This is a genomic window from Mariniflexile litorale, assembly GCF_031128465.2.
GTDB lineage: Bacteria > Bacteroidota > Bacteroidia > Flavobacteriales > Flavobacteriaceae > Mariniflexile > Mariniflexile litorale.
Genome location: NZ_CP155618.1, coordinates 2,838,869 through 2,852,819, shown reverse-complemented (window position 1 = coordinate 2,852,819; position 13,951 = coordinate 2,838,869). Strand labels below are relative to the sequence as shown.

Sequence of the window (13,951 nt, the reverse complement as noted above, 5' to 3'; positions counted from 1 at the left end):
TTTTGTATTATAAATTTTCTTTTAGAAGCCTATCTATAATCTCTTCAGTGATATCGGGATAATCAACATATACAAGTGTATCACTTGCCACCCACTCCATCATATTTTTTATATATTTCTTTTTTAATGATTTTATTACGGGTACACCCAAATCTTTTAAAGCAGCGGCATTGCATTCTTGCTCGTATTGCCCTTTCATGGGGATTACCAATAGTTTTTTACGCATAAAAAGTGCTTCGGCAGGGGTTTCAAAACCTGCTCCACATAAAATACCTTGACTGCTGGCCATACTTTTTACAAAAGTTTCATTTGTTATTGGTTGTATAGTTATATTTTTATGAACCACTACTTTTTTATTGTGTTTTGAAAATACTTCCCACGATACCTCTTTTATTTTAGAGAGTATCTTTAGAATTTTTTCATCGTCGTAGGATGGTAAGTACACCGTATAATGATTGCCCTTTTCGCAAACGGCATTTCGAATGTCTTGTCTAATAACAGGTGTAAACACATCGTCTTGATAGCTCTTAAAATGAAACCCATACTGCTTAGTGGTTGGCGCGTATTTTTTAAGAATGAGCTTCCCTAAAGCATCTTTTCTCTTAGGTTTTGGTGCGTTTGAAACCAATACGGCTGATTGATGACTTAAACTCACGCAGGGTAATTTTTTCAGTTTACAAGCCCAGGCCGATACAGGCTCAAAATCGTTGATTATCAAATCGTAATTTTCAACGGGCAGGGTATTAATTTCTTTGTGAAGGCGCATACTTTTCGCCTTAAAATAGGTTTTCCAAAAATCGACACCGCCTTGTTTACCAAACACAAAACTGAGTCCTTTTAATTGGTAAGCTATGGGATATGGAATATTAATATCGGCTTCTGTTCCGCTTACTAGTATATCTAACTCAATATCTTTTTTTTGCAGAATAGGAATGATATCACGTGCGCGACTTAAATGCCCATTACCTGTACCTTGAATCGCGTAAAGTACTTTCATAAAACTTTAATGTGTTGGGACTTTAGGTTGCTTTACTTCAGTTTCAAACTCTTTCATCATGTTTTGAAAAAGCACTTTGGTTTCTAATACTTCTTCCTCTTCAGCATCGGTTTCTGTGGCCTCTTCAAATAAAAAGTTGTCCTTAAAACTAAACAGATGCCATTTGCCATCATAATACTCTAGAGTCGTTAAGCTTTCAACCCAGTCCCCCGAATTTAAATAGGTTACTGTGCCAGCCTCAGTTTCAATACGTTTGATTTCTGGTTGATGGATGTGCCCACAAATCACATAATCATAACCATTTTCAATAGCAATATCGGAAGCAATCTTTTCAAAGTTATTGATAAACTTTACGGCAGACTTCACACTGTTCTTAATTTTTTTAGACATCGAAATAGGACCTTTGCCTAACTTAGATGCCAAGAAATTGATGGCACTATTAAGTAGTATTAAAGAATCGTAACCCACCGCTCCCAATTTTGCTATGGATTTGGAGTGTTGCATGGTTACATCGAACACGTCTCCATGAAATATCCATGCTTTTTTGCCATCGATGGTCAACAATTCTTTATTTGAAATACTAAAACTTCCCATTTGGAAGCCTACAAACTTACGTAGCATCTCGTCGTGGTTGCCCGTTATGTAATTTACCTCAACACCCTTAGAAATCCACGAGGTGATGAGTTTTATAACTTTCATGTGCGACTTTGGCCAGTAACGTTTACTAAACTGCCAAATATCTATAATGTCTCCATTTAAAATAACCTTTTCAGGTTTAATAGATTTAAGGTATTTAACAAGCTCTTTGGAACGACAGCCATAAGTACCTAAATGCACATCTGAGATAACAACAATCTCTACAGCTCTTTTTTTCATGTATTCTCCAATTGTTTTTTGCTTTTAATTTTTTGAGAAGTATAGAAACCACATATACAACAGGAAGTTGTGTGATTTACCAGAAGCGTAGATACAGTGTTTAAAATTATAATCATACACGTTACATATGACGTTAAGCCCATATGCATTACACCACAAAGGTGTGGTAATTACTTTAAATTTAAGTTAATGGATTATTATTAAGATGTTAAGATTGTAGCGCAAGTCTTAAATTATTTATTAAATATAAATGTTTTAGGTCGCTAAATATTCAAACTAAAATTCATAAGTAACCACAATAAAATAATAGAACTATGCCCTTTAAAATAAAAAAACATAAGTTTCTGGTTTATAAAGCCATCTGTATTCAACTAATTACAGCAAGCTTATAACAAGTAAATTGATAACCAAACTTTTTAAGGCATTGGGCTCCTAGTTAAAAAGAAATATATTGCATACAGGACAACACGTGACGTAAAATTAAAAACACCCGAAGGATATAGTATTGGAAGTCGATTAAAAGATATGTCGGAATTAAAAAAAACGGAATTTATAAAAATCCTAGATTTGGATATTTAATTGAATTGGAATCAGGATGGCAATTAAGTTTTTGCGAAAGAAGTATACAGATAAAAATACCAACTGAAAATTCTATTATAAAATGGATTCAGAAACGAAAACAAGTATATAAAAAATGCTAGTTTTAGCGAAACCAATATAATTGTTAGTTTCTGATTTTCCTTCGGAAATTCCTCGTACAAAAACCCGCAACTTTCCAAGTACAAACACGTAACTAGCCCCTCTTTTATACTTTAAATCACAATTATCACCGATTTGTGGAAAGTACAGTAATCCAAGGCCGGTATTCGGTAAAAAAATAGGAGAAGAAAAAAAACAGAAAAGCATTTAAAGGTAAAGTTATCTTATTAATTAACGAAGAATCAATAAGTCATTCTGAATTCTTTTTGTTCAAGACTATAGATTCATGGGGCTCACTCCAAACTGTTTTTTAAATGCATATGAAAAATGAGAAAGGTTTTCAAAACCTAAATCTAAATATATGTCTGTAGGTCGTTTATTTTTTTTAGCTATTAGGTAATGTGCCTCTTCTAAACGTTTTTTAGTCAACCATTGACTTGGTGAATCGTTAAATGTTTTTCTGAAATCCCGTTTAAATGTTGCCAAACTCCTACCGGTTAGTTTGGCAAATTTATTGAGCGTAACATTGAAGGTGAAATTTTGGACCATAAAAGCTTCCAAGTCTATTTTATGTGGATCATTAAAATCAAATAAAAAACTGAAAAGTTCCGGCTTCGCTTTTAAAAGTAACTTAACAGCCTCAATTGTTTTATTCTCGGAAATTTCCCCTGTTAATAGTTCAGGATTATCAAAATACGGCAATAGTGATTCAAGGTAATCTTTCAAAAAACTATTTTTAGTTAAATCTATAATATAATCTCCCTTATATCTATCTTGCTTTTTAATAGTATATATTGACGCGTATTTTTTTAATGCATTTTGGTCCAGTAAAATATTAATTGCTTTAAAAGGCTTTCCATTAGACTCTGGAAACTTCATGGATTTTGCCAATTGATTCCTTCGGATTAACCCAATACTATTTTTTTTGAAAATAATAGTACCCTTATTTGTAAAGAGATGCAATTCTCCTGAAAGAATAATTCCTAAAGCATGCTCTTCAACAAATTGCTCAATACCGCGTTCTTTTTCGTATACACATGAATAAAGAAGATTATAGTGTTGCATTCCCATTATTTTTTACCTTTGAACTGACTCAAAATTATTTTATCCATCATTTTATCGGATACTATTTTTTTCATTAAAAGTAATGGTTTTGCCATAAAGCCACCACTATATCTTGTTTTTGGTTTGTTTACAGTTATAGCCTTTAATATAAGATTGGCGATTATTTCTGGTTCGGCATTTTTCTCTTTAAACTTTTTACCTGTTTCTATCATTTTATTAACCATTGTTACGTAAACTCCTTTTTCAGAAACTTTACGGGCATTTTCCATAGCTATATCACTCCATTCAGATTTGACTCCTCCAGGTTCTATAACAATGACGTCTATGCCGAAATGCTTAACCTCCATTCGCAAACTGTCACTTAAAGCTTCTAAAGCAAATTTACTTGCGTGATACCATCCTCCAAATGGATTTGCCAGTTTTCCACCAATGGAAGATATATTTACAATCTTACCGAACTGGTTTTTTCTCATATAAGGTAAAACTAATTGTATCAATCTAACAGCACCAAATACATTAACATCCAACTGATAACGCGCATCTTTTATAGATACATCTTCTACAGCGCCATAAAACCCAAAACCAGCATTGTTAATTAATACATCAATACACCCTTCATTTTTGATAATTTCTTCAACACCGGAAACCATTGTAGCATCATCAGTTACATCCATGCAAAGAATTTTTGCACCCAATTGTTGTAAATCATTCATCTTATCAATTCTTCGAGCTGCACCATAAACTACAAACCCTTTTTTTAACAACAATTCGGCTGTTGTTTTACCCATACCTGAAGAAGCTCCAGTTATTAATACTATTTTACTCATATCTTGTTTTTTAATACAATGCAAAAGTAGTTTGATTTAAAGGGTGAAACTTTGCTCAAAAGCTCAAATATGTTTATTGAGCATATTAAGCTGTTATTAATAAAGATTGTAAAAAAACTAAAAAGCAAGATATCTGAACCTGTAGATATCTTGCTTACTGAAATTACTTTTGTTTTCTAAATCTCAAATAATGATCTAGGGAATAATGCCCACCTCCAACAAAAAACAAACATAATGCTATAATAAAATACAGTAGCGCAAGTTCTGCTGAACCCGATCCAGCTGCACTATGTCCGTCTGCTTTAGCCAACCATAGTGGAAACCCAAAAAAAGGATCACCATCACCTTCAAACGAATATTTTACGGTTATACGATAAATAGGATCTTTAAAGGGAATATGCATAAAAATAATACCCACAAACATAGTAATGGAAGCTCCCAGTGATGCCAATGGTACAAAAATGCCAAGTATTAATGCAATACCACCACCAAATTCACTTATAACTGCTAATAACTGAAGAATGCCAGGAAAGGCATCTCCTGCGAAACTCATAGGTGCCGCAAGTTTTGGCAACCCATGTATTATTAATCCAAAACCTGCTATTAGGCGTAATATTAATAACCCTATCGAAGCAAAGTTGTTGCTTTTGCGTTCTCCAAAAAGGAGATTTGAAATTGTTCTCATGATTATAATTTTTAAATAGTTTGATTTTTAATTTTCTAATCCGTCAATAAAAATGTAAAGTGATTTTATTTTCTCATTTTCGATAACAAATATGTCTTGTCCTGTTATAGTATCTGGCTTAGTATCTGGTCCAAACTGCCAGAACAGCCTAGCAATATTATTATGACTTTCAATAGGTTGAGAAATACTGAAAGAAAAACCAGGATGTTTTGCTTGTAACTCTTCAATGAAATCATTCAGTTTTGAATGCCCGTTTATCACAAAAAATGGGTCAACTATTTCTACATCCACTGTATAAACTTCTTTAATGGACTTGTTTCGCTTTTCTGCATTTTTATCTGTCCATATATCCAAATGCTTTATTGCTAAAGTTTCTATTTCTACTGTACTCATACCTGTATGCTTTTTTTGTTTTTTATTATTTTCTTCAGAATTTATTTTTGGGTTAGACTCTTGTGCATATAAATTGGAACTAAATCCCATTGATATCAAAATCGCCAGCATTATTATTTTTGTTTTCATATTTGACTATTTTATTTCTGTTAAAAATTCCGATAATGGTTTTCTTACCTTTTTAAGGTTTAAATTCCAGTCGTTACTGTCATCTCTATATCCTAAAGCTAATAGCATTGAACTTTTCAATCCTTTTTCTTTTAAACCCAGTAATTCATCTAAAGCCATTGGGTCAAAACCTTCCATTGGAGTAGCATCTATCCCTTCAAGTGCTGCAGTAAGTATAGCTATACCTAATGCAATATGTGCCTGTTTAGCTGCATGATGAAAATTGTTCTCATCGCTCATAGCACCAAAAAACTGTTTTGAAAAATTTCTTTGCCCTGAAGTTTTTTCGATTGGTATATTACGCTGTTTTGCCAAATAATCGAAAACTCCATCAATTCTTTCCTTTGAATAAGTATCCCAAGCTGCAAAGACAAGCAAATGTGAACTTTCTACAATTTGTTTCTGATTAAATGCTATGGGCTCTATTTTACTTTTTAGCTCACTATTGGTGATACTGATAATTTCATAAGGTTGTAAACCTATTCCTGAAGGAGCTAAGTGCATAGCTTCAATAATTTTATTGATAGTATTATCTGGTATTTTTTTACCTGACATCCTTTTTGTGGCATAACGCCACTTCATTGCTTCTATAATTTCCATGTTATCTAAGGTTTAAAACGCTTATCCAAGTTAGGATAAGCGTGTTTGATTAAACATATTATCCGTTATATGCGGCTAACCATTTTTCTTTAATCTCTGCCCTAGCATTGATAAATTCAATGTCTGTACCTTGTGCAATAGCATCAAGTGGGTAGCGTAATGGTCTGGTGCCGTCTTGCATGCTTACCAAGTTTAATATTCCATCTGCAATTGTTTGTGGGTTCATGTTGAATTCTTGCATTTTACCAAACAATCCTGCTCCAATAGCGTTAAACATATCTGTTGCAATAGGATCATAAGCTGCTGCAACTTCTGGCTTGTCTGCACCAATTCCTTGTTTGCTACCATTGTTCATTTCGGTAGGATAAACACCTGGCTGTATGGTTACATTTTCTATATTGAATTGAGCCAACTCAGCTTGAAGACCTTCTGCAATACTTTCCACACCAAACTTTGAAGCTAAATAAGGGATCATAAATGGTAATGTATGTGCGCTAGCTCCTGATGTTATATTGATTATAAGACCACTTTTTTCTTTACGCATACTTGGTAAAACAGCTTGATAAGCTCTAATAACACCATAAAAGTTTACTTCAAACATTTTACGGATTTGTTCTATTGAAGTGGCTTCCAAAAGCCCAAAACCAGTCACACCTGCATTGTTGACCAATACATCAATTTTTCTGTGTTTTGAGAGTGTTTGTTGAAATGCATTGGATACCGAATGGTCATCGGTCACATCAATTTCTACTACTTCAACGTTTGGTAGTGCTGAAAGTTCGTCAGCTGCTTCTTTGTTTTTCCCTGATACGCCTCTCATACCAGCGATTACTGTATAACCTGCTTTTGATAAAGTGATGGTTGTTAATTTGCCAAAACCTGAACTTGTTCCTGTGATAAAAATTACTTTGCTCATTTTTATAAAATTTTAAATTATTAATGAGACAAAGATGCCACTGACAATGGCTTTTTTCCATTGACATTTGAAGCAAAAAACTATTGACAAATGTCAATGGTTTTACTTTTTATTTGCTTGGGATCTAATGCGGCTTAAGGTTTCGGGTGAAATACCTATGTAAGAAGCTATCATGTGTTGAGGAACACGATTTACTATTGATGGAAATTTTAAAACGAAATTATTATATTTTTCTTCAGATGTAAGACTTATACTTGAATGAATTCTACTCTGTGAAGAAATGAAACTCCTATGTAATATATTATTAATCATATTATTAAACACAGGTATTTTCGTGCAGAGCATTTCAAAGTCTTCTTTTTTAAATAGCAGTATTTCTGCATTTTCAAGAGCTTCTATATTAAACTTTGAGGGTGTATCATTAACAAGACTTTCTCTATCTCCCGTCCAATAGTTTTCAGGCGAGAAGCTCATAATGTGTTCTGTTCCCTTGTCATCTACAGAATATTTTCTAAGAAAGCCACTACAAACAAAAGCATTATAACGCCAAACATCGCCTTCTTGCAATAGAAATTGCCTTCTGCGCATTTTTTTTAATATGGCATAAGAAAGTATCTCGTTTAAGTCATCCTCAGACATAGATACTTTATCATTTATATATTTCTTGAAAACTTCTAACATAATACACAAATTTAAAAATTTAACTTTGAATATAGTGTATAAAAAATAAGCCTAAAATGTACATTAAGTAAGTACTTTAGGCTATTTATTTTCTCTTTATTAGAAAAACTAGAAAATTATTTAAGCAGGATAGCTTACAATATTTAATGCAGCTAATGATCCACCAGCTTGCTGTAGTTTACTTCCTGCGGCTAGATTACCCAAATCAATGGACTTAAAACCAAACTCATTAAGCAGATTAGTAACTGTGTTTTTTGCTTCGGTATCATCACCTGATACAAAAGCAATTCGTTTACCGTTATCAACTTTTGGATCTTCATCTATCCATTTCAAAAAGTAATGATTCAATGTTTTTACTACTCGTGCTTTTGGAAAAAGTTCTTGTACAATTTCACTAGCAGCTTTTCCTTTTAAATCGTCAAAACTCATATCATCTAAAATTGGATTAGTAACGTCAACTAAAATCTTACCTTCTAGATTTGGGACATCTGCAGCTACTTGTTGCAAATGTGACCATCTAACTGTAAGGAAAAGCACCTCAGCTTGATTAACCTCACTTATATCTGCAGGAATTGCTAGATTTCCTAAACTTGCTGCTTTGTCTTTCAAACTTTCTGCGCCTTTATTATTTGTAAGCAAAACGCTATGCCCTGCTTTTATTAATTTTTTAGCAATGGCTTCTCCAATTTTTCCTGTTCCTATTATTGCTGTTTGCATAATGCTATGTTATTTAAATTAGATTTAAATATTCTTTGATTATTATTTGGTGAATTCCTATTAATAAAGATTATTGTTCTTTTCATATGGCATCCCATCTGGATAGGTAATAAATTCAATTGTTGTTCCCCAAGGTGTTAAGCCGTAACAAAAGAAGTTTTTGTCGCCTTTCTCAGATGGAAATAAAAATGGGTTTGGACCTGATAACATTTTTCCTCCAGCAGCTTCGAATTTTTGGATTGCTTTATGCATACTGTCTGTGTACAACGCAAAGTGTATTAAACCCAAATCACTAGATTTTATTGGTTGTCTCTGACCATCAACATAAATTTCAAATAATTCTATTCTAACTCCACTGCCTATTTTAATCATCCTACATGAATGAAGGGTTGCTTTCGGTGCTAAGTTTAAAGTTGATGCAAGTTCATCAGATGCTTCTAAAGGTGGAAGCGCTCTACTGTAGGATTCATTAATTATCTCAGCGTCAAAAGCCTCTTGTAGAAAGATGGTTGCTGTGTTTATATCCGGTACATTTAAACCTAAATGATCTATTTTTGTAATAATATTATTGGTTTCCATAATTGATTTATTGAATTACTGTATTTGCTTGAAAAATATTTATACGGTTACCGTCAGGGTCTAATGCCATGGTACAAAATAATGCGCCTTCTGCTAGATATCGCTCTTTCCATAAAAACTTCACATGTTTTTCTTCAAGTTCTTTAGTTGCTTTCTTTAAATCTTCTACTTGAAACACCAAAGCTTTGCTACCTACAACTGTTGGTGGTGCATCAACTTTTGAATCGTTAACAATCGCATCGATTAATTGATTATCTGAATTTTGAAGCATTTCAATCTTCATTCCCGCACCTTCCATGAATGCCATTTGCAGCTCCCCTTTTTCTAGAGGAATAGCTTGTTTCATTACTAATTTAAATCCTAATATATTATTATACCACTTTATTGATTCTTCAATATTAGAAACCACAAAAGCAACATTATACAATGCCAATGTGTTTAAACCTCCCTTTAATTTTGTTTGATTTTCCATTTTATAATTTTTTACAATATTCTTATTTACTTTGCCTAAAATTGAGGCTGATAAAATTGTTTCAGCCTCAATAAACACTACTAAAACTATTCTTTAACAAATTGTAAGTCAACAACAAGCTTAATAGTGTCACTTACCACTATACTTCCTGCTTCTGTTACCGCACTCCATGTTAAATCGAAATCTTTTCTATTTACTTTTCCTGTAATCTCAAAACCTGCTTTGGTTTGACCATAAGGGTCTACAGCTAATCCATTAAAATCTACATCTAATACAATTTCTTTGGTTTTATCTCTAATTGTTAAATCTCCAACTAATTTGTATCCATCAAAAGATTTTGATTTAAAAGTCAATTCTGGATATTCTTCTGCATTGAAGAAATCATCTGATTTTAAGTGTGCATCTCTATCACTATTTTTAGTATTGATAGAATCAACATTTGCTGCAAATTTAAAATCTGCATTTACGAAATTTTCGTTTTCTGTTTCAGCCGTTGCACTGAAGTCTTCGAAGTGTCCTGTAACTGTAGAAATCATCATATGCTTAACTTTAAAGCTTATTTCTGAATGTGCTACATCTAAATTCCATTTTGTTTTTACTGCTGTTTTCATATTACTTTTGTTTAAATTATTATACGTCAATATTGACATTACAAAAGTGCAATGAATAGCTTTCTAGTTACAATGAAGTAGATTAGGAAAAATGATTGAAGTAGTTCAAGATTTCTTTTGAATCTTGTTGTTTCTTATTTTAGATAAGAACTCAGGTGTCATTCCTAAAAAAGATGCTAAAGCATATTGAGGTAAGCGTTGAGCAATATGAGAATATTTACTCATAAATTGATCGTAACGCCTTTCGGCAGATAATGTTAAATTGTTTGTAATTCTTCGCTGAAAAAAAGCCAAGCCTCTTTCTGCTATAATTCTGAAAAAAGTTTCAAACTTATGATTTGCTTGTTTTAGTTCTTTTTGTTTTTCATAGTGTACACGTAATATTACACTATCTTCAAGTGCTATTACAAATGAGGTGGCAGGTTGTTGGTATATAAAACTATTGTAATCGGTAATCCACCAATTTTCAATGGCAAAAGAAGTTGTATGCTCGTTACCTTCTTCTGTAACAACATAAGACCTAAAAGCTCCTTTAACCACAAAATGTACATGATGCGCAATAAAATTAGGTTGTACAATGAATTGTCTTTTCTTAACTTTTATTTCCTCAAAACAACTAACAAATTGATTTGCTTCATCTTCATTTAAATCAATATAATTTTGAATGTATTGAGATAATATTTTTTTTGAATTCATTGAAATTAAATGCTTTGGTAACTTCCCAAAGTAAAATTAACTAATTAAAATTAAATTGAAATCATCATAATAAGTTCTTTGGGCTCATTCCAAATTGTTTTTTAAAAGCAAATGAAAAATGAGATAAATCTTCAAAACCTAAATCAATATATATTTCAGATGGTTTTTGTTTCTTTTTATTAATGAGAAAATAGGCCTCTTGTAACCTTTTTTGAATCAACCAACGGTTGGGTGTATCGTTAAATATTTGTTTAAAATCTCTTTTGAATGCCGAGAGACTTCTACCCGTAAGATGTGCAAAACGTTCAATACCTACATTGAATTTATAATTTTGATTCATGAACTCTTCCATGTTTATTTTTTCGGGTTTACCAAAGTCGAAAAACACTCCATATAATTCTGGCTTCATTTCTAACAAGGTAAATAAGAGCTCTTCTCGCTTGGTATTTTGGATCCCTTTTTAAATTTTCCCCATACCATTATAATAAGGCATTAATGAGTTTATAAAACTTGATATTTGTTCATTTTTATCTAAATAAATAAATGCTTCTTTAGGTTTGTATTTTTCTTTTTTGAGTTGGTGTTTTTCTAGAAATTGTTTTAGATATATTTCATCAAAAATCACGACTACCTTTTCAAATTTATTGTTCTCTTTTTGCTTGTTATATCTTGCTAAATGGTTTTTACGAACAATACAATAATCGCCAGACTTCATCGTAATATAATTGCTACCATCATAACCATTTAAAATTCCTTTTGCCAAAAACAAAAACAAATGTTCTGGTATAAATTGTTCTGGTGAAATTTCGGGTCCTATGTAACACGATTTTATATCCATTGTTTTATTTAATAATACTAAATTTAATTAAACTATCTGCAGTATCAGTTATAATCACTTCTTTATTTCGAGGTTTCCAACCTAAAATAGTTTTTGCTTTTTCATTAGAAATAGTTTTTATAATCCCTACTTGAGAAGCTACAGATTTTAATTCAGGTTTAAAATGTGATAACATTTTCACTAACCAATTAGGAAGCACTTTTTTAGTAACCTTTTTCGTATATTCATTTTGCTGTAGGCGAAGAATTTTAGCTATTTCCGGTAATGAAGTCGAATCATCAGAACACGCTAAAAAACGTTCATTTTTTGCCTCTTTACTTATCATAGCTTTGATATGTAAATCTGCTACATCCCTGACATCAACAATACCAAAAAAGACTTTTGGTGTTGCAGACATTTTACCACTCATGAGTTGTTCTATCAGTTGTACTGAACTAGCAAAGTCTTTACCTAAAACTGGACCAAAAACACCAACAGGGTTAATAACGGTTAATTCTAACGGGTTTGCTTCTGTTTTAATGAAATTCCAAGCAGCTTGTTCAGCTAGTGTTTTTGATTTGATATATGGACCTATCTTTGTATTAGGGTCTGTCCAATCTTGTTCAGAAAAAATATGGTTTTCAGGGTTAATACTGTAGCCTATTGCGGCAAAAGAAGAGGTCATTACAACACGTTTTACACCTGCTTTTTGAGCAGCTTTTAGCACTCGAAGCGTTCCTTCTTTAGCAGGAATAATTAATTCGTCTTCATCCTTTGGTTCACCCGAAGGAAAAGGCGAAGCAAGATGTAATACATATTTACAGTCTTTTACTGCAAAATCCCAATTTTTATCTTTAGTTAAATCGGCTTCAATGAATTTGAGATTATCAAATGATGTTATCCCGCCATTTTTTAGCATTTCAAACACATCGTTTTTTCTCTTTAAGGAACGAACGGTCGTTTTTACATTATATCCATTTTGTAATAACTGAACAATTGTATGAGTTCCTAAAAAACCTGTTCCTCCAGTTACTAAAACTGTTTCTTTATTTTGCATTTATTGATTTTTATGAAACAAAATTCTTAATAAATACTGTAACAAACTTTGTTAAAAAGTCCATTTTTAATTTTATACAAAGTCAACCTTATTAAATAACGTGAGTTCGACTTAAGCTTCATTCAATTCTTTGTAATTTATCAATGTTAATATTGGGTTTTGTAGGATAGAAAGAATAGGCAATTAGCCCAGATATTAAGTTGGTTATAAAGTTATCAAAGCTTCTATGTCTACTGTGTTCAATTTGGCTTTGATTCTTTAGTATATCATTTACGCTTTCAATGACAGCTCTTTTTCGAAGAAGAATTTTATCGTAAATATGTATAAGTGCATTTTTCATGTTCTTCTTTATTTTGGAGACTAAGTGAATCCCGTCTACGAAGAGTTTTTCGAAGAGATCCTTCTCAATATAACCTCTGTCAGCAAATATTTTCCCAAAAACCTTATCATGAAGAGCCTTATCCTTTAATGGTTGTCTATCATCCACATTGGCTTGAGTTATAAGAAAATCTATAATTTCACCTCGCTCGTTGATTACGATATGGAGTTTAAATCCGAAGAACCACCCCATAGTCCCCCTTCCTTTATTGGCGATACCTTTGAATACCTTATTCTGTTTCTCTCGTTTGTAGTGACAAGCCTTTAGAACAGTAGAATCCAAAAAAGAGATGCCAGAGCATTTACCTAAACAACAACTTTGAAGGAAGATGGTATTAGTAGTACAGATTTCTTTTGAAGCTCTACAAAACGATTGTAGGAGACTGTTTCTGGAAAGTCATTCTTCATATGTTTGGTGACATAATTCAGGTAAAAATGCTTGAGACATCGATATCCTTTTAGGTGAAATAATAACATGATGGTTATTACTTCACTATCGGACATTTTTGATTTTCGATTACGCTTTTTCTTCTTGGTATTCGCTACAAGAGCGTTTTTATCAATTATTTGATTGATTTCTTTGCAAAAATCATCAATAACACAGAAAATTTCAATAACTTTATCTTTAGAAATCATAAGCAGAATTTATTTTAGAATATTGGAATTCAACACTTTAATATACTAAATATTCTGCTTTTTTTATGTTAAAAAAATCGA

The 13,951-nt window shown here is 32.2% G+C and carries 17 protein-coding genes and 1 pseudogene; all 18 read right to left on the bottom strand.

What is annotated here, in order from left to right; translation table 11 throughout:
* Positions 1 to 7 precede the first annotated feature (7 nt).
* Positions 8 to 997, bottom strand: coding sequence for a glycosyltransferase family protein (locus QLS71_RS11865; RefSeq protein WP_308993468.1), 990 nt, complete (start codon positions 995 to 997; stop codon positions 8 to 10).
* Positions 998 to 1,003: 6 nt separating this feature from the next.
* Positions 1,004 to 1,873 carry a UDP-2,3-diacylglucosamine diphosphatase gene (locus QLS71_RS11860; RefSeq protein ID WP_308993467.1) on the bottom strand — a complete coding sequence of 290 codons (870 nt, stop codon included), beginning with the start codon at positions 1,871 to 1,873 and terminating at the stop codon, positions 1,004 to 1,006.
* Between the two features lie 975 nt (positions 1,874 to 2,848).
* Positions 2,849 to 3,637, bottom strand: coding sequence for an AraC family transcriptional regulator (locus QLS71_RS11855; protein ID WP_308993466.1), 789 nt, complete (start codon positions 3,635 to 3,637; stop codon positions 2,849 to 2,851).
* Between the two features lie 5 nt (positions 3,638 to 3,642).
* Entirely contained in the window at positions 3,643 to 4,464 is an 822-nt protein-coding gene (locus QLS71_RS11850; protein ID WP_308993465.1) for an oxidoreductase, read from the bottom strand.
* A 163-nt stretch (positions 4,465 to 4,627) separates the two neighbouring features.
* Positions 4,628 to 5,149 (bottom strand): DoxX family protein, encoded by a 522-nt coding sequence (locus tag QLS71_RS11845; protein WP_308993464.1) that lies wholly within the window; start codon positions 5,147 to 5,149, stop codon positions 4,628 to 4,630.
* Between the two features lie 27 nt (positions 5,150 to 5,176).
* On the bottom strand, positions 5,177 to 5,671 hold the full coding sequence (locus tag QLS71_RS11840; RefSeq protein WP_308993463.1) for a nuclear transport factor 2 family protein: 495 nt from the start codon (positions 5,669 to 5,671) through the stop codon (positions 5,177 to 5,179).
* A gap of 6 nt (positions 5,672 to 5,677) precedes the next feature.
* Positions 5,678 to 6,310 carry a nitroreductase family protein gene (locus QLS71_RS11835; protein ID WP_308993462.1) on the bottom strand — a complete coding sequence of 211 codons (633 nt, stop codon included), beginning with the start codon at positions 6,308 to 6,310 and terminating at the stop codon, positions 5,678 to 5,680.
* Between the two features lie 58 nt (positions 6,311 to 6,368).
* Positions 6,369 to 7,226: an SDR family oxidoreductase gene (locus QLS71_RS11830; protein WP_308993461.1), complete on the bottom strand. Its 858-nt coding sequence runs from the start codon at positions 7,224 to 7,226 to the stop codon at positions 6,369 to 6,371.
* Between the two features lie 102 nt (positions 7,227 to 7,328).
* Entirely contained in the window at positions 7,329 to 7,907 is a 579-nt protein-coding gene (locus tag QLS71_RS11825; RefSeq protein ID WP_308993460.1) for a Crp/Fnr family transcriptional regulator, read from the bottom strand.
* 120 nt (positions 7,908 to 8,027) lie between these two features.
* Positions 8,028 to 8,624, bottom strand: coding sequence for an NAD(P)-binding domain-containing protein (locus QLS71_RS11820; protein ID WP_308993459.1), 597 nt, complete (start codon positions 8,622 to 8,624; stop codon positions 8,028 to 8,030).
* Positions 8,625 to 8,684: 60 nt separating this feature from the next.
* On the bottom strand, positions 8,685 to 9,203 hold the full coding sequence (locus QLS71_RS11815; protein WP_308993458.1) for a VOC family protein: 519 nt from the start codon (positions 9,201 to 9,203) through the stop codon (positions 8,685 to 8,687).
* Positions 9,204 to 9,210: 7 nt separating this feature from the next.
* On the bottom strand, positions 9,211 to 9,675 hold the full coding sequence (locus QLS71_RS11810; protein ID WP_308993457.1) for a VOC family protein: 465 nt from the start codon (positions 9,673 to 9,675) through the stop codon (positions 9,211 to 9,213).
* Between the two features lie 86 nt (positions 9,676 to 9,761).
* The gene (locus QLS71_RS11805) at positions 9,762 to 10,286 is read right to left on the bottom strand and encodes a YceI family protein (protein ID WP_308993456.1); all 525 of its coding nucleotides are present in this window, start codon (positions 10,284 to 10,286) and stop codon (positions 9,762 to 9,764) included.
* Between the two features lie 105 nt (positions 10,287 to 10,391).
* Entirely contained in the window at positions 10,392 to 10,982 is a 591-nt protein-coding gene (locus QLS71_RS11800) for a Crp/Fnr family transcriptional regulator (protein ID WP_308993455.1), read from the bottom strand.
* Positions 10,983 to 11,046: 64 nt separating this feature from the next.
* A complete protein-coding gene (locus QLS71_RS11795; RefSeq protein WP_308993454.1) occupies positions 11,047 to 11,391 on the bottom strand; it encodes an AraC family transcriptional regulator in 345 nt (114 codons plus the stop codon).
* 51 nt (positions 11,392 to 11,442) lie between these two features.
* Complete coding sequence (locus QLS71_RS11790) at positions 11,443 to 11,820, bottom strand: hypothetical protein (protein WP_308993453.1); 378 nt, start codon at positions 11,818 to 11,820, stop codon at positions 11,443 to 11,445.
* A 4-nt stretch (positions 11,821 to 11,824) separates the two neighbouring features.
* The gene (locus QLS71_RS11785; protein WP_308993452.1) at positions 11,825 to 12,856 is read right to left on the bottom strand and encodes an aldehyde reductase; all 1,032 of its coding nucleotides are present in this window, start codon (positions 12,854 to 12,856) and stop codon (positions 11,825 to 11,827) included.
* Between the two features lie 118 nt (positions 12,857 to 12,974).
* Positions 12,975 to 13,870: pseudogene (locus QLS71_RS11780) on the bottom strand (IS982 family transposase).
* Positions 13,871 to 13,951 lie beyond the last annotated feature (81 nt).